Origin of the sequence: Streptomyces endocoffeicus (assembly GCF_016741935.1) — a bacterium.
GTDB lineage: Bacteria > Actinomycetota > Actinomycetes > Streptomycetales > Streptomycetaceae > Streptomyces > Streptomyces endocoffeicus.
The window spans coordinates 97,194-114,125 of the sequence record NZ_JAERRG010000012.1 but is presented as its reverse complement, the minus strand read 5'-3'; the positions used below and the strand labels follow the sequence as shown (position 1 = coordinate 114,125).

Sequence of the window (16,932 nt, the reverse complement as noted above, 5' to 3'; positions counted from 1 at the left end):
GGTTGGCCTCCACGCCGGCGACATCTTCCACCCCCGGCGCGGGGTACACCCGCGGGTTTCCGCGCTGGTTTTGAGTGGCGGGATGGGCGGGTACTCGGCCGGGCCGGAATTCATCGACCGTGCGTTGTCGCCAGAGCGGTGAGTCCCGCGGGAGGCGAGATGGCCGAGCAGCGGACACAGCAGGCCGGCGCCTGGCCACGGCTTCGGCTGGAGGACTGGGCCGAGACCCGGGACACCCTGCACATGTGGACCCAGATCGTCGGCAAGATCCGGCTGGACCACGCGCCACCGGCCAATCAGTGGTGGCAGGTGACCTTGTACGTCACCCCGCGCGGGCTGAGCACGTCCACGGTCCCGTACCGGACCGGAGCGTTCGATATCGAGTTCGATTTTATCGAACACCGGCTGGGGATCCGGGTCAGTGACGGAAGCCGGCGCGAGGTGGCGCTGGAGTCCAAACCGGTGTCCCAGTTCTACTCGGAGATCATGGGCCTGCTGGGAGACCTGGGCATCCAGACCCGGATGTACCCCCGGCCGAACGAGGTGCCCGTGGCGATCCCGTTCCCGGAGGACCACCGGCATGCGGCGTACGACCCGTACGCCACCCGGCTCTTCTGGGGTCAATTGCTGAACGCACACCGGGTGTTCGGGGAATTCCGGTCCCATTTCGTCGGCAAGGCCAGCCCCGTGCACTTCTTCTGGGGAGCGATGGACCTGGCCGTCACCCGCTTCTCCGGCCGCACCGCGCCGCCGCATCCCCCCGGTGGTGTGCCGAACCTGCCGGACCGGGTGACGCAGGAGGCGTACTCCGTCGAGCTCTCCAGCTGCGGCTTCTGGCCCGGCGGCGGTGAGGAGGGCGGCTTCTACTCGTACGCCTACCCCGAGCCCGCCGGCTTCGCCGACCAGCCGGTCCAGCCCGCGACGGCCTCGTACCGGCGGGATGTCGGCGAATTCGTGCTGCCCTACGAGGCGGTCGCCACCGCACCCGATCCGGACCGGACGCTGAGCGAATTCCTGCACAGCACCTATGAGGCGACCGCCGAACTGGCCGACTGGGACCGCGCGGTCCTGGAAGCCGACCCCCACCACTGGGAGCATCGCTAGGGGGTGTCCGGCGGAGCCTGCCCGGCGTCCGCGGCGGGCTGTCCCCCGGGCGAGCTACGGGCGGGTGCGCTCCGCTTGGGGACGATTCCGGGGTTCCGGATCCATAGCGTTTGGGACAGTCGCGGGGAGCGGCTGACCCAAACGTCTGAGGGGGAGAATTGATGATCCGCAATGCCAGGGTGTCCGCCGTGATCGCGCTGTCCTGCGCCGTGGCCGGTGTGGGGCTGGTCGGTTGTGAGGATGACACGAAGGCGGATGCGGAGACGTCCGCCGCCGCGTCGAAGAAGGCGGGCGATCAGGACCTGCTCACCGGCACCAAGAAGATCGAGGTCGGTGGCCGGTTGGTGAATGTGTCCTGTTCGGGGAATTCGGCGGACGGCATGCCGGTCATCATGCTGGTGGTCGGCGGCGGCGACGGTCTGGAGAAGATGGCCGGGCTCCAGAAGACCCTGAGCAAGAAGAACCGGGTCTGTTCCTACGACCGGCTCGGCGAAGGCGCCAGTGACAAGCCCGATGGGCCGCAGACCCTCGAGAGCACGGGGAAGGTGCTGACCGCGGTGCTCGACCGGGTCGCCGGTGACGACCCGGTCGTCCTGGCCGGGCATTCGCTGGGTGGGCTGATCGCCGCCCGGTACGCCCCCGACCACCAGGACAGGATCAAGGGTCTGGTCCTGATGGACGCCACCTCACCGACCCAGACCGCCGATCTCAACAAGGGAATCCCCGAGTCCGCCACCGGCCCGGCGGTCGCGTTGCGTGATCAGACCCTCGCGATCCTTCACGGAGGGGAGCCGGAAAAGCTCACGGTGCCGGACGGGAAGGTCCGTTCCGCCGGGGACATCCCGGTGGAGGTGATCCACCACGGGAAGCAGTACCTCGCGGAGGTGCCCGACTACGGGCCGGGCCTGGAGCGGGCGTGGACCAACGGCCAGCGCAAGTGGCTCGCGGTCTCCAGCCGCTCCAAGCTGAGCACCGCCAAGAGCAGCGCGCACTACATCTACGTCGACCAGCCGGATGTCGCCGTACGGGCGATCGAGCGCGTCGCCGTTCAGGCCGTGGACAGCGCGGCCTCCGGGAGCTGAACCTCTGGACTTCCTCAACTCCGCTTTGACCCCGCATGAGGTCGGGCATGGGACCCGGCAGGTACGAAGCGGTACCTCGCTACGGGGGTTGGAAGGAGAGTGAGGACCATGGGTCCTGTTGTCATCTTGGTCGTGCTGGCGTTCACGTTCGCGGCGCTCGCCGCGCTGGGCGCCGGTCGGTCGAAGGGGTACAGCGGGCGGCGCAAGCGCTCCTGGGGCGCCGGTTCCAGCGGGGCCGCCGGTGGCGGCTGGTGGGCCGGTGGCGGTGGCGGCGGCGGTGGTGGCCATCACGGGGGTGGTCACCACGGCGGCGGCGGTGGCTGCGGCGGCGGAAGCGGCTGCGGTGGCGGTGGCGGGGGTGGCTGCGGTGGCGGCGGCGGTGGTGGTGGCGGTGGCTGCGGCGGGGGTGGCTGACCCGCGGTTCCCACGGCCTTTACGGTCGCTGTCGTTCTTACGGTTGCCACGCGGCCTTACGGTTGCCACGCCGTTCTTACGGTTGCCACGCGGCCTTACGGTCGCCACGCCCTTCTTACGGTTGCCATGCCGTTCTGAGAGTCGCCAAGTCCTTCATACGGTTGCCAGGCCGTCCTTACGGCCGTGAAGCGATGAGTCAGCGCCCGGCGCGCCAACGTGCGCCGGGCGCTGGCTTGTTGAACACTTGGCCTAGGGAGCGCCCTAGAGGGTGGAAACCCGGCGAAGGTGGGTAAAAACGATGTGGCGCCCAGCATTTCATGATTCCGTATACCACCAATCGACCTTACGGCCCCACACGGGCACGAGCCGCCGTATGCGCATGCCCCTGGTCCCCCGCGGGGCGAGCTGGCCCAACTTTTTCCACTGCGTGCTTGCGGAGCCGATCCATGCTCACGACCCTCAAGACTGCCTACACCGATACCCGCGCCGCTGACCTCGCCTGGGGCCTGGGACGGGAACCGCTTCCCGCCCTCGCTGTGCTCGATCTTCAACTCCATGGCTTCGCTGTCCAGTTGAGGCTTCTGGGAGCCTCCCACCAGGTCCTCCTCGAGGGGGAGGGCAGCCGTTGCTCCGAGACCGTGGCCTGTATGTCCGGCAACAGCACCCCGCTTCCGCTGGGGGTTTCCACCCTCGTCGACGGCCGCGAATACGAATTCGCGGCGCGCGTCGAGGAGTTGTCGCAAGGGGCCTTCGCCGGGCGCGCGCAGGAGTTGCTCGCGCTGGTGGCCGACCATCCGCACGGTCTGGCCGGTACGTTCCCCGGCAGCCCGAACGCGTTCACGGCGCTGCTCGCGCAGTGGAACGAGGGCACGGTGGGCTGGCGGACCTGGCACGCCTACCCCCAGGAGGGGCGGTTGGTCACCACCCGCACCTGTGTGGGGGCCCGGGTGCCGGCCGCGCTCCGGCCGCCGGGCGCGGGTGGGCTCGACATGGGCGGACTGCCCGGTGGGGTGTCGGATGGTCTGTCGGGTGGACCGTCGGGCGGCCTGCCCGGTGGACTGTCGGACGGGATGTCGGACGGGATGTCGTCCCAAGTCCCCTGCGTCTGAAGGGGATCGCGCGTGGCCGAGAGGCCATCGATGCCAGATGTGCGAACGGCAATGCACTCGTGTGGGGGACGAGACGTAAGCGATATGTGACGTAGCGTTCCCTTTGTGATCGATTCGCCCATGTCCGCCGTCTCAGATGCGCCGTCGTCGCCGGAATCCGGCCCTCCGGCGCGGCTGCCCGTGCGGGCGGGGCTCGGCCGCTTCCTCGTGCTCGGCACGGTCTTCGTCTGCGCCGCCTGCGGGCTCGTCTACGAGCTCGAACTCGTCGCCCTGGCCTCGTACTTGGCGGGTGACTCGGTCACCCAGGCATCCGTGGTGCTGTCCGTGATGGTCTTCGCCATGGGCGTCGGCTCGCTGCTGGCCAAGCGGCTGCGCTGCCGGGCCGCCGTGGGCTTCGGCGCGGTCGAGGCGATGCTCGCGCTCGTCGGCGGCTGCTCGGCGATGGCGCTGTACGCGTGCTTCGCATGGGGCGGTCAGTCGCGCTCCGCGCTCGTCGGCTTCTCGTTCGCCATCGGTGTGCTCATCGGGGCCGAGGTGCCGCTGCTGATGACCCTCATCCAGCGGGTGCGCCGGCAGGACGCGGGCGGCGCGGTGGCCGATCTGTTCGCCGCGGACTATGTGGGCGCGCTGGTCGGCGGGCTCGCCTTCCCCTTTCTGCTGCTGCCCGCGTTCGGCCAGCTGACCGGCGCGCTGGTCACCGGCGCGGTCAACGCGGTCGCGGGCGGCGCGCTGGTGCTCTGGCTGTTCCGCCGCGATCTGAGCGTACGGGCGCGGTGGACGCTGATCGTCGTCAATGGGCTGGTGCTCGCCGCGCTGGCCGCCGGTGCCGTGCTGACCCCCTCCTTCGAGCGGGCCGCCCGACAGGCCGTCTACGGACCGGGGGTGCGGGTCGCGCTGCGCACCGGCGAGCAGGAGATCGTGCTGGCGGGTGGGGGGACGAGCGGACGGCCGCTGTCCCTCTTCCTCAACGGGCGGCTGCGGGTCAGCGGGCGTGACGAGGTCCGTTACCACGAGGCGCTGATCCACCCGGCGATGGCCGCCGGACCGCATGCCCGGGTGCTGGTGCTGGGCGGGGGTGACGGGCTCGCGGTGCGCGAGATCCTGCGGTACGCGGGGGTGCGCTCGGTGACCGTCGTGGAGCGCGACGCGGAGGTGGTGCGGCTGGCCCGGCGCGATCCGGGCCTGTCCGCGCTCAACGGCGGCGCCTACCGCGATCCGCGGGTGCGGGCGGTGACGGCGGACGCCTTCGACTGGCTGCGCCGGTCCATGGCGTACGACGTGGTGGTGTGCGATCTCCCCGCCCCCGAGCTCACCCCGAGCACCAAGTACTACTCCCAGGAGTTCTACGGCCTGGCCGAGCGGGTGCTGGCGCCCGGCGGCCGGCTGGTGGCCCACGCCGGGCCGCTGCGGCCCGATCCGAGGGCGTTCTGGACGGTGGACGCGACGATGCGCTCGGTCGGGCTGCGGACCACTCCGTATGTGATCGGCGCCCCGCGCCCCGGGCGCGGCAGCCCGCACGACTGGGGCTTCGTCCTGGCGGCGCGCGCCCCGGTCGGGCTGCGGCTGGCCCCGCACCGGCCGCGGCCGCGCTCGCTGACGGAGGAGGGGCTGCGGGCCGCCCGCCGCACGGCCGAGCGCGCTCGAGAGGGAGCTCTGCCCCCGTCGACGCTCATGCGTCCGCGCTACGGGGAGTGACGCCCCGGCGGGCCCGGGTGCGGGCGCCCACCCGCGTGCGGGGCGTGTCCGCGCGCCGGGGGCTCGCGTCGGCGGCGTACGTCAGCGGCGCGCGGAAAGTTGCACGGGAACGGGTCTCAGGGAACGTGCGATGGGTACTGTCTTGAGCTATGGAGCATGAGGTGTTCGTTCCGTTTCCCGTCGACACCGTCCGGCTGGCGCTCGCGGAGCCCGCCCGCGTCGCTCGTTGCGTTCCCGGGCTCCAGCAGGACGCCGATGAGGCCGCCGGTCCGCTGGCCGGCCGGCTGCGGCTGCGCATCGGCGGGTCCACCATCACCTATCGCGGCGCGCTGCGCGTCGTCCGGCGCGCCGATGCCTTCGAGGTCGAGGGCGAGGGCGGCGAGGTTCGCGGCAGCGGCTCGGTGAAGCTCGCGCTGACCATCACGCCGAAGCCCGTCGCGGGCGGTACGGAGCTGAGGTGCTCCGGGACGGTCCACAGCGAGGGGCGGCTGGCCGAGTTCGACGACGAGGCGTCCATCACCGTGGCCCGCCGCATGCTGGACCGGTTCGCCGCGGCGCTCACGGCCGGGCTGGAGACGTCCCCGATCAGCGCGCCCACGGAGGACGAGGCCCCGGGCCGGGCCGCTGACGAGACCGCCGAAGAGGCCGCTGACGAGACCACCGGTGCGGGCGCTGACGCGGGTGCGGCCGCCGCCGCGGACGAGACCGGGCTGCCGACCGAGGCCGAGCTTCCGCTGTCGGCCGACGACATGGACATCGAGGACGTCGGCGACCTCGAGGACCTCGACGAGGTGGACGGCGTCGAGGAGCCCGTCGGCTTCGGCGAGCTCGACGACCTGGACGAGGAGCCCCCGGCCGAGGCCGCCCACGCCCGCCGCACGATGATCGGCCGCTCCACCGAGGAGGTCGACCACGCCCCGCCGCGCGGTCGCTACGCCCCGGTGCCCGCGCCCGAGACCGTCTCCACCAGCGCCACACTGCGCTGGGCCGCGCCCGCCGCGGCCGTCGTGCTCGCCTCCGTCGTCGTCGTGGGCCGTCGCGTACTTCGCCGCCGCCGATGAGCCCGGGCGCATAGGCTCGGTGTTTGTGACCACCGAAGACACAACGGAGACCAAGGGCGTACGGCTGACCGCCGGGGACGCCGAGCTGACCGTCTCACCCGAGAACGGCTGCCGTATCGGTTCACTGCGCATCGGCGGTACGGAGCTGCTGCGGCAGGGCCCGCGGTTCGGGTCGTTCCCGATGGTGCCGTGGTGCGGCCGGACCGGTCTTGGCCGGTTCCGCAACGGCGGGCGGACCCACCAGCTGCCCATCAACTCCCCGCCGCACGCGATCCACGGGACCGGCCGGAACGTCGAATGGGCCCCCGCCGGCACGGGGCGGTCCAGTGCGGCCTTCATCTACGACCTCGCCGACCCCTGGCCGTACGAGGGCCGGGTCACCCAGACCTTCGAGCTCTCCCCGGACAGCCTGACCGTCACCATGAGCGTGGAGACCGAGGGCGATTCCTTCCCGGCGCAGGCGGGCTGGCATCCGTGGTTCCTGCGGAACCTGGGCGACGGCGGCGCCGATGCCGAGATCGCCTTCGACGCCGCATGGCAGGAGGAGCGCGGCGAGGACCACCTCCCCACCGGCCGCCGGACCGAGCCGAAGCCCGGCCCCTGGGACGACTGCTTCGGGATGCCGCAGGGGGTGGACGTCACGCTCACCTGGCCCGGCCGGCTCGAGCTGAAGGTCACCAGCCGGACGGAGTGGGTGGTCGTCTACGACGAGCAGGCGGAGGCGGTGTGCGTCGAACCGCAGTCCGGCCCGCCCAACGGCCTCAACCTCATGCCGCGGCTGGTCACCCCCATCGATCCGCTGGAGATCGCCATGACCTGGAGCTGGCGCACACTGGCCTGACGCGCACTGGCCTGACGCGGCCGGCCTCAGGCCTGATGCGGTCGGTCTCACGGTACGGAGCGGCTTGGGGGGTTCCGAGGGCCACCGCATAAGCTCATGCGCATGAGCGATGTGCGTGACGCCCTGCTGCAGCAGATCAAGGACAAGGCCGTGGTCCACGGCAAGGTGACCCTCTCCTCCGGGCGTGAGGCCGACTACTACATCGACCTGCGCCGGATCACCCTGGACGCCGACGCCGCGCCGCTGGTCGGGCAGGTCATGCTCGAGACCACGGCCGATCTGGAGTACGACGCGGTGGGCGGGCTGACGCTGGGCGCCGACCCGGTGGCCACGTCCATGCTGCACGCCGCCGCCGCGCGCGGGCGTCGGCTCGACGCCTTCGTGGTCCGCAAGGCCCAGAAGACGCACGGTATGCAGCGGCGGATCGAGGGCCCGGACATCGCGGGCCGCCGGGTGCTGGTGGTCGAGGACACCTCCACCACCGGCGGTTCACCGCTGACCGCGGTGGAGGCGGCACGGGAGGCGGGCGCGGAGGTCGTCGCGGTCGCGACGATCGTCGAGCGCGGCGCCGCGCCCGCGATCGCGGACGCCGGGCTGCCGTACCTCCCGGCGTACTCGCTCACCGACCTCGGGCTGAGCTGACTCATGCGGGCTGGGGAGGTGGGAGGTTTCACGTGAAACCACCCGCCCCCGTCCGTGTGGTCTCGGCGTGCGCCGTGTGGAGCAATCGGCGGAGTCTGGGATTATGGCCCCGACGATGACGTCGCCCCTAGGTCAGGGCCAAGTACGACTAACCCGCACATACAAGGAGCGGTCAGATGCCCATCGCATCCCCTGAGATCTACAACGAGATGCTCGACCGGGCGAAGGCGGGCAAGTTCGCCTACCCGGCGATCAACGTGACCTCGACGCAGACTCTGCACGCCGCCCTGCGCGGCTTCGCCGAGGCGGAGAGCGACGGCATCGTCCAGATCTCCACCGGTGGTGCCGAGTTCCTGGGTGGCCAGTACAAGAAGGACATGGTGACCGGTGCGGTCGGGCTCGCCGAGCTCGCGCATGTCGTGGCCGGGAAGTACCCGGTCAACATCGCCCTCCACACCGACCACTGCCCGAAGGACAAGCTGGACGGCTATGTCCGTCCGCTGCTCAAGATCTCGCAGGAGCGCGTCGCCAAGGGCCAGAACCCGCTGTTCCAGTCCCATATGTGGGACGGCTCCGCCGAGACCCTCGCCGACAACCTCGACATCGCGCAGGAGCTGCTGGCCGAGGCCGTCAAGGCGAAGATCATCCTCGAGGTCGAGATCACCCCGACCGGTGGCGAGGAGGACGGCGTCACCCACGAGATCAACGACAAGCTGTACACGACGGTGGACGACGCCCTGCGCACCGCCGAGGCCCTGGGCCTGGGCGACAAGGGCCGCTATCTGCTGGCCGCCTCCTTCGGCAATGTCCACGGCGTCTACAAGCCGGGCAATGTCGTCCTCCGCCCGGAGCTGCTGCGTGACCTCCAGGACGGTGTCGGCGCGAAGTACGGCAAGCAGGACCCGTTCTTCTTCGTCTTCCACGGCGGCTCCGGCTCCACGGAGCAGGAGATCCGCACCGCGCTGGAGAACGGCGTGGTGAAGATGAACCTCGACACGGACACCCAGTACGCCTTCACCCGCCCGATCGCGGACCACATGTTCCGCAATTACGACGGGGTGCTGAAGGTGGATGGCGAGGTCGGCAACAAGAAGACGTACGACCCGCGGAGCTGGGGGAAGCTGGCCGAGACGGGGATGGCTGAGCGGGTCACCAAGGCTTGTGCGGATCTTCGGTCGACGGGGACGAAGCTGAAGTAGTTTTCGGCTCGCCTCTCGGGCCCGGCGCTCGCCTTCCCGGCGAGCCGCCGGGCTCGTTTGCGTTGTGGGCTGGCCCCGGGGGCGCTGCCCGGGGCATGATCCAGGTATGGGCGGGTCCACGTCCGGAGCGGGGCACGCTCGGGGCAACGGTCAGCCGGTACGGCTGTCCGTGCCGGCCGGGCGGTGGCTGGTGTTCACCACCGTGCTGGGCTCCGCCATGGCCCTGCTCGACAGCACCGTCGTCAATGTCGCCCTGCCGCGTATCGGCCTCGACCTGGGCGCCGATCTGCCCGTACTCCAGTGGACCGTCAACGCCTACATGCTCACCCTCGCCGGGCTGATCCTGCTCGGCGGGGCACTCGGGGACCGGTTCGGGCGGCGGCGGGTCTTCGTCATCGGGGTGGTGTGGTTCGCGCTGGCCTCGCTGGTGTGCGGGCTGGCGCCGAACGCCGGGGTGCTCATCGCCGCGCGGGCGTTCCAGGGCATCGGCGGGGCGCTGCTCACCCCCGGGTCGCTGGCGCTGATCCAATCGGTGATCCACCCCGATGACCGGGCGCGGGCGATCGGGCTGTGGTCCGGCTTCGGCGGCATCGGGGCGGCGATCGGGCCGTTCCTCGGCGGCTGGCTGGTGGACGGGCCCGGCTGGCGCTGGGTGTTCTTCATCAATGTGCCGCTGGCGGCGGTGTGTGTGCCGGTGGCTTTGCGCCACGTACCGGAGACCCGCGATCCGCTGCCGCGCGGCCGGTTCGACGTCCTCGGCGCCATGCTGGGGGCGGCGGCCCTCGCCCTGGTCACCTATGCGCTGATCGCCGCGCCGCAGAAGGGCGCCTCGCCCGCCGTGGTGGTTCCGGGTGTCGCCGGGCTGGCGCTGGGGGCGGTCTTCATCGTCGTGGAGCGGAGGCTGCGCGAGCCGATGCTGCCGCTGTCCATCTTCGCCTCCCACCAGTTCAGCGCCGTCAATGTGGTGACCCTGTGCGTCTACGCGGCCTTCGGCGGCTTCTTCTTCCTCTCGGTGCTCGACCTCCAGGTGGTGGTGGGCTACTCCGCGCTCGCCGCCGGTACCGCGCTGCTGCCCACGACCACGCTGATGCTGCTGCTGTCGGCCCGTTCGGGAGAGCTGGGCAAGCGCATCGGCCCGCGGATCCCGCTGACCGTCGGCCCGCTGCTGTGCGCGGCGGGGATGCTGCTGATGACCCGGGCCGGGGTGGGGGCGGTGTACTGGCGGGACATCCTGCCCGCGCTGCTGGTGCTGGGCCTGGGCATGGTCGTGGTGGTCGCCCCGCTCACCGCGACCGTGCTGGCCTCGGTGGACGTCGCCCGCGCGGGCCTGGCCAGCGGTGTGAACAACGCGGCGGCGCGGGCGGCCGGGCTGGTCGCGGTGGCGGCGCTGCCGCTGCTCGCGGGGATGGGCCCGGAGGCGTACCGATCGGCGGACGCCTTCTCGAGCACCTTCCGGCGGGCGATGCCGATCTGCGCCGGGGTGCTGGTGCTGGGGGCGATCCTCGCCTGGCGCACGGTGCGCTCGGACGTGCTGGAGCCGGCGGGCGCCGAGCTGGGGGCGGAGCCGGAGGGAGCCGGGGCCGTGGTGCCCGCGGAGGGCGCCGAGGGCGTCGCGCGGGCGGCGGGGCCGCCGTGCCGCCCCGAGTGCGCCTACCACTGCGGGGTGTCCGCGCCACCCCTGGACCCGGGCGAGCCGAGCCCCCGTACCTGACTCATGTCCTCCTCATGGCTTGAGCGTGTCGGATGGGGCCCCGGACCAGGCAGACTGGAACCCATGGCCATTCACGAGAATCTGCTCGGGGGACCGCCCCCGACCCATCTGCCCGACGACCCGGAGCCGCGTGAGCTGCTCGCCTCCGGCGCGGCTCCGTCCGAGGTCGCCGCGAAGTACCCGGCCTCCTCGCTCGCCTGGGCGCAGCTCGCCGACGAGGCGTTCGAGGCCGGCCGGGTGGTCGAGTCCTACGCGTACGCCCGCACCGGCTACCACCGCGGGCTCGACGCCCTGCGCCGCAGCGGCTGGAAGGGCCACGGTCCGGTGCCCTTCGAGCACGAGCCCAACCGGGGCTTCCTGCGCGCCCTGCACGCGCTCGCGCGCGCCGCGCAGTCCATCGGCGAGGAGGAGGAGTACGAGCGCTGCTCGACCTTCCTGCGCGAGAGCTCCCCGACCGCGGCGGACACGCTCTCCTGATCCACGTCTTCTGATCTCGCCTCTCCTGATCCGCTGATCTCCCGATCCGCTGATCTCCCGATCCGCTGAGACGGCGCGAGGCGCACCGGGCCTGTGGGGTGTCGTATGCCCCACGGGCCCCTTCCGTACTTGCCGATCCTCCGCGCTGCGCGGATGATGCGGAGCGGGGCCCCCTTCGGCTGTGGGCCCCGAGGGGACCGGGGCTCCGAGACCGAAGGGAAGGGGCGGACCGCTACCCGGTAGCGAGCAGTACTCAGGAGATGCGATGTCGCAGCGACCTGTCCCTGACCACGTCGAGTCCGACGCCCCGAATCTGGACTTCGACGGCACCACGCCGTACGAGGACTACGTCCAGGCGTCCGTGCTCACCCACCTCCAGCACCCTCTCTCCGACGACCCCGGCGAGATGGTGTTCCTGGTCACCACCCAGGTCATGGAGCTGTGGTTCACCGTGATCGTCCATGAGTGGCAGACCGCCGCGCAGGCGCTGCGCGAGGACGATCTGCCCACCGCGATGGCCGCGCTCCAGCGCTCGGCCTACGAGCTGGAGTCGCTCAACGCCTCGTGGACACCGCTGGCCCATCTCACCCCCGGCCAGTTCAACGCGTACCGCTCCGCGCTCGGCGAGGGCTCCGGCTTCCAGTCGGCGATGTACCGGCGGCTGGAGTTCCTGCTCGGCGAGAAGTCCGCGTCCATGCTCGTCCCGCACCGGGGCGCGCCGCGGGTCCACGCCGAGCTGGAGAAGGCGCTGACCGAGCCCAGCCTCTACGACGAGGTGCTGAGCCATCTCGCCCGTCGTGGCCTCGCCGTTCCGGCCGCGGTGCTGGACCGCGATCCCGCCCTGCGCCATGAACCGGATCCCGGGGTGGAGCGGGTCTGGGAGGAGATCTACTCCGGCCCGCGCGACGGCGAGCTGGTCCGGCTCGGCGAGGCGCTCACCGAGGTCGCCGAGTTGGTGTGGCGCTGGCGCAATGACCACCTGGTGGCGACGCGGCGGGCGATGGGCTCCAAGACCGGCACCGGTGGCTCGGCCGGGGTCGCCTGGCTGGAGAAGCGCGCGGCCAAGAACGTCTTCCCCGAGCTGTGGACGGCGCGCAGCCATGTCTGACGCGACGATTCCGACGGAGTCGGCTGGTGCCGTGCCGCCCGAGCCCGAGCCGACCGCCACTCGGCCCGGTGCGGCCGAGCCCGGCCCGCACAGGGCCGCTCCGGCCGACGAGGCCGCCACTCTGGCCGACGGGGCCGCTCTGGCCGAGGAGGCCGCCGGGCTCGACGCGGCCGACCCGCTGCGCGCCAAGCGCGACGCCTTCACCCTCGACGACACGATCTACCTCGACGGCAACTCGCTGGGCGCGCTGCCCCGCGCCGTCCCGCCCCGGCTGGCCGATGTGGTCGCCCGCGAATGGGGTGAGCTGCGCATCCGCTCCTGGGAGGAGAGCGGCTGGTGGACCGCGCCGGAGCGGATCGGAGACCGCGTCGGCCGGCTCGTCGGCGCCGCCCCCGGCCAGGTCGTGGTGGGCGACTCGACGAGCGTGAACGTCTTCAAGGCGGTCGTCGCGGCCGTACGGATCGCCCAGGAGCGCGGCGCCCATCGCGATCAGATCCTGGTCGACGAGGCCACCTTCCCCACCGACGGCTATATCGCCGAGTCCGCCGCCCGGATGACCGGCTGCACCGTGCGGCCGGTGGCCGCGGGCGACGTCCCGACCGCCGCCGGCGCGCGTACCGCCGTCGCGCTCGTCAACCACGTGGACTACCGCACCGGCCGCCGCCACGACCTGCCTGGGACCACGGCCGCCGTGCACGCGGCGGGCGCGCTCGTGGTGTGGGACCTGTGCCACAGCGCGGGCGCCCTGCCGGTCGGACTGGACGCCCATGGGGTGGACCTCGCGGTGGGCTGCACGTACAAGTACCTCAACGGCGGGCCCGGCGCGCCCGCGTATCTGTATGTCGCCCAGGCCCATCAGCCCCGCTTCGACTCGCCGCTGCCCGGCTGGAACTCGCATGCCGACCCCTTCGGCATGGCCTCCGCCTACACCCCGGCCGACGGCGCGGTCCGCGGCCGCGTCGGCACCCCGGACATCCTCTCGATGCTGGCGCTGGAGGCCGCGCTCGAGGTGTGGGACGACGTGACGATCGACGACGTCAGGGCCAAGAGCCTGGCCCTGACGGACTTCTTCCTCCGCTGCGTCGAGACGTACGTCCCGGCGGGCCACGTCCGGTCGATCACCCCCACCGCGCACGCCGAGCGCGGCAGCCAGGTGGCGCTGCGGTGCGTGGCGTCGGGGAAGGCCGGGGAGGTGATGGCGGAGCTGGTACGGCGCGGTGTCGTGGGCGATTTCCGCCGCCCCGATGTGCTGCGCTTCGGCTTCACCCCGCTCTACACGGGCTTCGCCGAGGTGGAGCGGGCGGCGCGGGTGCTGGCCGATGTGCTGACGGAGGGCTGACCGATGGGCGGGGCGACGGCGGGGGCGGCGGACGAGGAGACGTCGGTCTTCGGGCTCGCGCCCGTGGAACCGGCCCGGACCGCCGCGTACGGCGAACATCCGGACCAGGTGGTGGACTTCTACCTTTCGCCACCCGGGACGGACGGGGCCGCCCGCCCCGCCCCGCTGGTCCTCCTCTTCCACGGCGGCGCCTGGCGCGCCCCCTACGACCGCCGCCATGTCTCGCCCTTCGCCGCCTTCCTGGCGGGGCGCGGCCTGGCGGTGGCGTCCGTCGAGTACCGCCGCGGTGGGGCGGACGCCGCGCGGGCCGGGCGGTGGCCGGAGACGTTCGACGACATCGCGGCGGCCGTGGACACCGTGCCGGGCCTCGTCCGGGAGCTCGGGCTGCCGGGTGTCGACCCGGAGCGCGTGGTGCTCACCGGGCACTCCGCGGGCGGGCACGCCGTGCTGTGGGCGGCGGCCCGGCATCGGCTGCCGTCCGGGACTCCCTGGCATCTGCCCGCCCCCTCCCCGCTCCGCGGTGTCGTCGCCCTCGCCCCCATCGCGGACCTCGCCACCGCCCGTGCGCTGGACGTCTGCTCCGGCGCCGTCGACCAACTCCTCGGCGAAGGCGGTGGTGGTGGCAGCGATGGTGGCGGTGGCAGCGGTGATGACCTGACGGTCCGGCTGGGCCTCGCCGACCCCGCCGCGCTGCTGCCCACCGCGATCCCCACCACCATCGTGCAGGGCGGCACCGACATCGATGTGCCACCGGCGGTCGCGGACGCCTTCGCGGCGGCGGCCGCCCGCGCCGGACAGGACGTACGGCTGATCAGGAGCGACGGCGGCCACTTCCCGCCCATCGACCCCACGACGCCCGCCGCGCACACCGTCGCCGAGGAAATCGCCTGCCTGGCCGGGGCGCACCCGGCCACGTGACACCGAGCCGGACCCCGCCACGTGACCTCGAGCCGGACCCCGTCACGTAGTACTTCAGACGGACACCGCACAATCCGCATTCCCGGGGACGACGCCGCGGCGCCCGCTCCTTACCGTGGACGGCGTGACTGAGACGATTCCGCGGACCGAACTCCGCACCATCCGCCGGGCGCTGTCCGATCTGCGGAAGGACTTGATCACCGACGCGTTCGCCCTCCGCCCCGTGCCGCCTCTCGCCGCCACGCATCCGCTGGTGCGCAAGATGCCCAGGCGGGTCCGGCCGTACGCGCCGTGGCTGCCGCATGCCGCGCTCACGGCCTTCGCCTTCTACCTCATGGCCGTGGCAGGCGAAATCGAGGGCGTGGGGACGGCTCTGCTCAGCAGCGTGCCCGTGCTGGTGGCGCTCTACCGGCCGATCGGCGCCTGGTGGCTGTCGTTCGGGGGGAGCGTCGTCTGGGGCCTGGGCGTCCCCGAACCGATCTGGGACAGCATGTGGCCCTGGCCGACGACCCTCTTCGCCTCGCACATCGCGGTGATGATGATCGTCGCGAGCCAGAACCGCCCGCGGGTGGCCGGGCAGATGCTGCTGCTCACGGCGGCGTTCGGGATCGCCTGCGATTTCAGTGCCGATAGGGGGCACACGAACGCCTTCCCCATGGTGATCACCTCCTGCCTCATCGTGGGCGCCGTCGTCGCCCGGCGCAGTCTGCGCGAGACCAAGCAGCAGGTCGCCGTGCAGCAGTCGGCCACCCACGAGGAGCGCTCCCGCCGCACCCTGCTGGAGGAGCGCGCGACCATCGCCCGTGAGCTGCACGACGTCGTCGCGCACCACATGTCGGTGATCGCCATCCAGGCCGAGGCGGCGCCCTACCGGGTGGCGAACCCGCCCGAGGAGCTGGCCACCAGCTTCGCGACCATCCGCGAGAACGCCGTCGCCGCGCTCACCGAACTCCGCCGCGTCCTCGGCGTCGTCCGCGCCGACGACCCCGATGCCTACGCCGACGCCGACCCCGAGGCGCCCCAGCCGACCCTCGCCACGCTCGACACGCTCTTCGCGGGGGTCCGGGCGGCCGGGCTGACCGTCGAGCACATCACCACCGGCGCCGTACGGCCGCTGCCCTCCGGGGTGGAGCTGTCCGCGTACCGGATCGTCCAGGAGACGCTGTCCAACGCGCTGCGGCACGCGCCCGGCAGCACCGCCCGCGTCGAAGTCGCGTACGTCCTCGGCGGTCTGGGCCTGCGGATCGTCAACGGCCCGCCCACCCAGGCCGTACGGCCCTCGCCGGGCATGGGCCATGGGCTGCTCGGGATGCGGGAGCGCGTGGCCATGCTGAACGGGGAGATGACGGCGGGCGCGGTGGAGGAGGACGGCGGCTACGAGGTCGCGGTCTTCATCCCGGCCGCTGCGGTCCCCGAAGCGGAGGCGTCCGGACCGGAGGCGCCCGGACCGGAGGCGTCGGGCCAGACGTCGGGCCAGGCGCTGGGGCTGAAGAAGGGGCCCGCCCCGGAGGGGGAGACGATGAAGCCATGACCACCGACGCCCCCTCCCTCCCCTCTCCCATCCGCGTACTGATCGCCGACGACCAGGTGATGGTCCGCGAGGGCTTCTCCGTGCTGCTGAACGCCCAGCCCGATATCGAGGTCGTCGGCGAGGCGGTCGACGGGCGCCAGGCCATCGCCCAGGTGGCCGCCCTGCACCCCGATGTCGTCCTGATGGACATCCGGATGCCGGAGGTCAACGGTCTCGAGGCCACCCGCGAGATCGTCGCGGCGGACGCGGACGCCAAGGTGCTCGTCCTGACCACCTTCGATCTGGACGAGTACGTCTACCAGGCGCTGCGCGCCGGAGCGAGCGGCTTCCTGCTCAAGGACGCCTCCGCGCGGCAGCTCGGCGATGCGGTACGCGTCGTCGCGGCGGGCGAGGCGCTGCTTGCCCCGACCGTCACCAAGCGTCTGATCAGCACGTTCTCGCGGATCGGCGAGGCCGCCGGGTTCGGCGGTCCGCTTCCCTCCCCGCGGGGGCGGCTGGCCGAGCTGACCGAGCGGGAGAACGAGGTCCTGGTGCTGGTCGCCCAGGGCTGCTCCAACGCCGAGATCGCCGAGCGGCTGATCGTCGCCGAGTCGACGGTGAAGACGCATGTCAGCCGGATCCTGGTGAAGCTGGGGCTGCGCGACCGCACCCAGGCGGCGGTGTTCGCCTACGAGGTCCGCCTGGTGACGCCTGGGGGCTGA

Annotated in this window: 15 protein-coding genes and 1 pseudogene; all 16 read left to right on the top strand. The window is 72.2% G+C overall.

Going from position 1 to position 16,932, the window contains the following annotated elements:
- The first annotated feature begins 159 nt into the window (after positions 1 to 159).
- The 16 genes and pseudogenes from JK364_RS27820 (at position 160) to JK364_RS27745 (ending at position 16,932) form a co-directional block, all read left to right on the top strand.
- The gene (locus JK364_RS27820; protein ID WP_201854065.1) at positions 160 to 1,104 is read left to right on the top strand and encodes a DUF5996 family protein; all 945 of its coding nucleotides are present in this window, start codon (positions 160 to 162) and stop codon (positions 1,102 to 1,104) included.
- A gap of 161 nt (positions 1,105 to 1,265) precedes the next feature.
- A complete protein-coding gene (locus JK364_RS27815; protein WP_201854064.1) occupies positions 1,266 to 2,186 on the top strand; it encodes an alpha/beta fold hydrolase in 921 nt (306 codons plus the stop codon).
- Positions 2,187 to 2,294: 108 nt separating this feature from the next.
- Complete coding sequence (locus tag JK364_RS27810; RefSeq protein ID WP_201854063.1) at positions 2,295 to 2,600, top strand: hypothetical protein; 306 nt, start codon at positions 2,295 to 2,297, stop codon at positions 2,598 to 2,600.
- Between the two features lie 446 nt (positions 2,601 to 3,046).
- A pseudogene (locus tag JK364_RS27805) lies at positions 3,047 to 3,562 on the top strand (DUF2617 family protein); the annotation flags it as partial.
- Positions 3,563 to 3,829: 267 nt separating this feature from the next.
- Positions 3,830 to 5,404 (top strand): polyamine aminopropyltransferase, encoded by a 1,575-nt coding sequence (locus tag JK364_RS27800; protein ID WP_201854214.1) that lies wholly within the window; start codon positions 3,830 to 3,832, stop codon positions 5,402 to 5,404.
- A gap of 149 nt (positions 5,405 to 5,553) precedes the next feature.
- A complete protein-coding gene (locus JK364_RS27795) occupies positions 5,554 to 6,465 on the top strand; it encodes an SRPBCC domain-containing protein (protein WP_201854062.1) in 912 nt (303 codons plus the stop codon).
- Positions 6,466 to 6,490: 25 nt separating this feature from the next.
- On the top strand, positions 6,491 to 7,306 hold the full coding sequence (locus JK364_RS27790) for an aldose epimerase family protein (protein WP_201854061.1): 816 nt from the start codon (positions 6,491 to 6,493) through the stop codon (positions 7,304 to 7,306).
- 96 nt (positions 7,307 to 7,402) lie between these two features.
- Positions 7,403 to 7,948 carry an orotate phosphoribosyltransferase gene (pyrE, locus tag JK364_RS27785; RefSeq protein ID WP_201854060.1) on the top strand — a complete coding sequence of 182 codons (546 nt, stop codon included), beginning with the start codon at positions 7,403 to 7,405 and terminating at the stop codon, positions 7,946 to 7,948.
- Positions 7,949 to 8,124: 176 nt separating this feature from the next.
- Positions 8,125 to 9,147 (top strand): class II fructose-bisphosphate aldolase, encoded by a 1,023-nt coding sequence (gene fbaA, locus JK364_RS27780; RefSeq protein WP_201854059.1) that lies wholly within the window; start codon positions 8,125 to 8,127, stop codon positions 9,145 to 9,147.
- Positions 9,148 to 9,253: 106 nt separating this feature from the next.
- Positions 9,254 to 10,858: an MFS transporter gene (locus tag JK364_RS27775; protein ID WP_201854058.1), complete on the top strand. Its 1,605-nt coding sequence runs from the start codon at positions 9,254 to 9,256 to the stop codon at positions 10,856 to 10,858.
- 63 nt (positions 10,859 to 10,921) lie between these two features.
- Entirely contained in the window at positions 10,922 to 11,335 is a 414-nt protein-coding gene (locus tag JK364_RS27770; RefSeq protein WP_201854057.1) for a DUF3151 domain-containing protein, read from the top strand.
- A gap of 265 nt (positions 11,336 to 11,600) precedes the next feature.
- Complete coding sequence (locus tag JK364_RS27765; RefSeq protein ID WP_201854056.1) at positions 11,601 to 12,443, top strand: tryptophan 2,3-dioxygenase family protein; 843 nt, start codon at positions 11,601 to 11,603, stop codon at positions 12,441 to 12,443.
- Positions 12,436 to 13,782 (top strand): kynureninase, encoded by a 1,347-nt coding sequence (gene kynU, locus JK364_RS27760; protein ID WP_372462000.1) that lies wholly within the window; start codon positions 12,436 to 12,438, stop codon positions 13,780 to 13,782. The genes JK364_RS27765 and kynU overlap by 8 nt, the downstream gene beginning before the upstream one ends.
- Positions 13,783 to 13,785: 3 nt before the next feature.
- A complete protein-coding gene (locus tag JK364_RS27755; protein WP_201854055.1) occupies positions 13,786 to 14,700 on the top strand; it encodes an alpha/beta hydrolase in 915 nt (304 codons plus the stop codon).
- Positions 14,701 to 14,815: 115 nt separating this feature from the next.
- Complete coding sequence (locus tag JK364_RS27750; protein ID WP_201854054.1) at positions 14,816 to 16,231, top strand: sensor histidine kinase; 1,416 nt, start codon at positions 14,816 to 14,818, stop codon at positions 16,229 to 16,231.
- On the top strand, positions 16,228 to 16,932 hold the full coding sequence (locus tag JK364_RS27745) for a response regulator (RefSeq protein WP_201854053.1): 705 nt from the start codon (positions 16,228 to 16,230) through the stop codon (positions 16,930 to 16,932). Before JK364_RS27750 ends, JK364_RS27745 begins: the two co-directional genes overlap by 4 nt.

Coding starts and splice junctions, on each gene's coding strand:
- JK364_RS27765 (WP_201854056.1), top strand. CDS start 11,601: ATGTCGCAGCGACCTGTCCCTGACCACGTCGAGTCCGACGCCCCGAAT.
- JK364_RS27755 (WP_201854055.1), top strand. CDS start 13,786: ATGGGCGGGGCGACGGCGGGGGCGGCGGACGAGGAGACGTCGGTCTTC.
- JK364_RS27815 (WP_201854064.1), top strand. CDS start 1,266: ATGATCCGCAATGCCAGGGTGTCCGCCGTGATCGCGCTGTCCTGCGCC.
- fbaA (WP_201854059.1), top strand. CDS start 8,125: ATGCCCATCGCATCCCCTGAGATCTACAACGAGATGCTCGACCGGGCG.
- JK364_RS27770 (WP_201854057.1), top strand. CDS start 10,922: ATGGCCATTCACGAGAATCTGCTCGGGGGACCGCCCCCGACCCATCTG.
- JK364_RS27820 (WP_201854065.1), top strand. CDS start 160: ATGGCCGAGCAGCGGACACAGCAGGCCGGCGCCTGGCCACGGCTTCGG.
- JK364_RS27810 (WP_201854063.1), top strand. CDS start 2,295: ATGGGTCCTGTTGTCATCTTGGTCGTGCTGGCGTTCACGTTCGCGGCG.
- JK364_RS27795 (WP_201854062.1), top strand. CDS start 5,554: ATGGAGCATGAGGTGTTCGTTCCGTTTCCCGTCGACACCGTCCGGCTG.
- JK364_RS27800 (WP_201854214.1), top strand. CDS start 3,830: ATGTCCGCCGTCTCAGATGCGCCGTCGTCGCCGGAATCCGGCCCTCCG.
- JK364_RS27775 (WP_201854058.1), top strand. CDS start 9,254: ATGGGCGGGTCCACGTCCGGAGCGGGGCACGCTCGGGGCAACGGTCAG.
- kynU (WP_372462000.1), top strand. CDS start 12,436: ATGTCTGACGCGACGATTCCGACGGAGTCGGCTGGTGCCGTGCCGCCC.
- pyrE (WP_201854060.1), top strand. CDS start 7,403: ATGCGCATGAGCGATGTGCGTGACGCCCTGCTGCAGCAGATCAAGGAC.
- JK364_RS27745 (WP_201854053.1), top strand. CDS start 16,228: ATGACCACCGACGCCCCCTCCCTCCCCTCTCCCATCCGCGTACTGATC.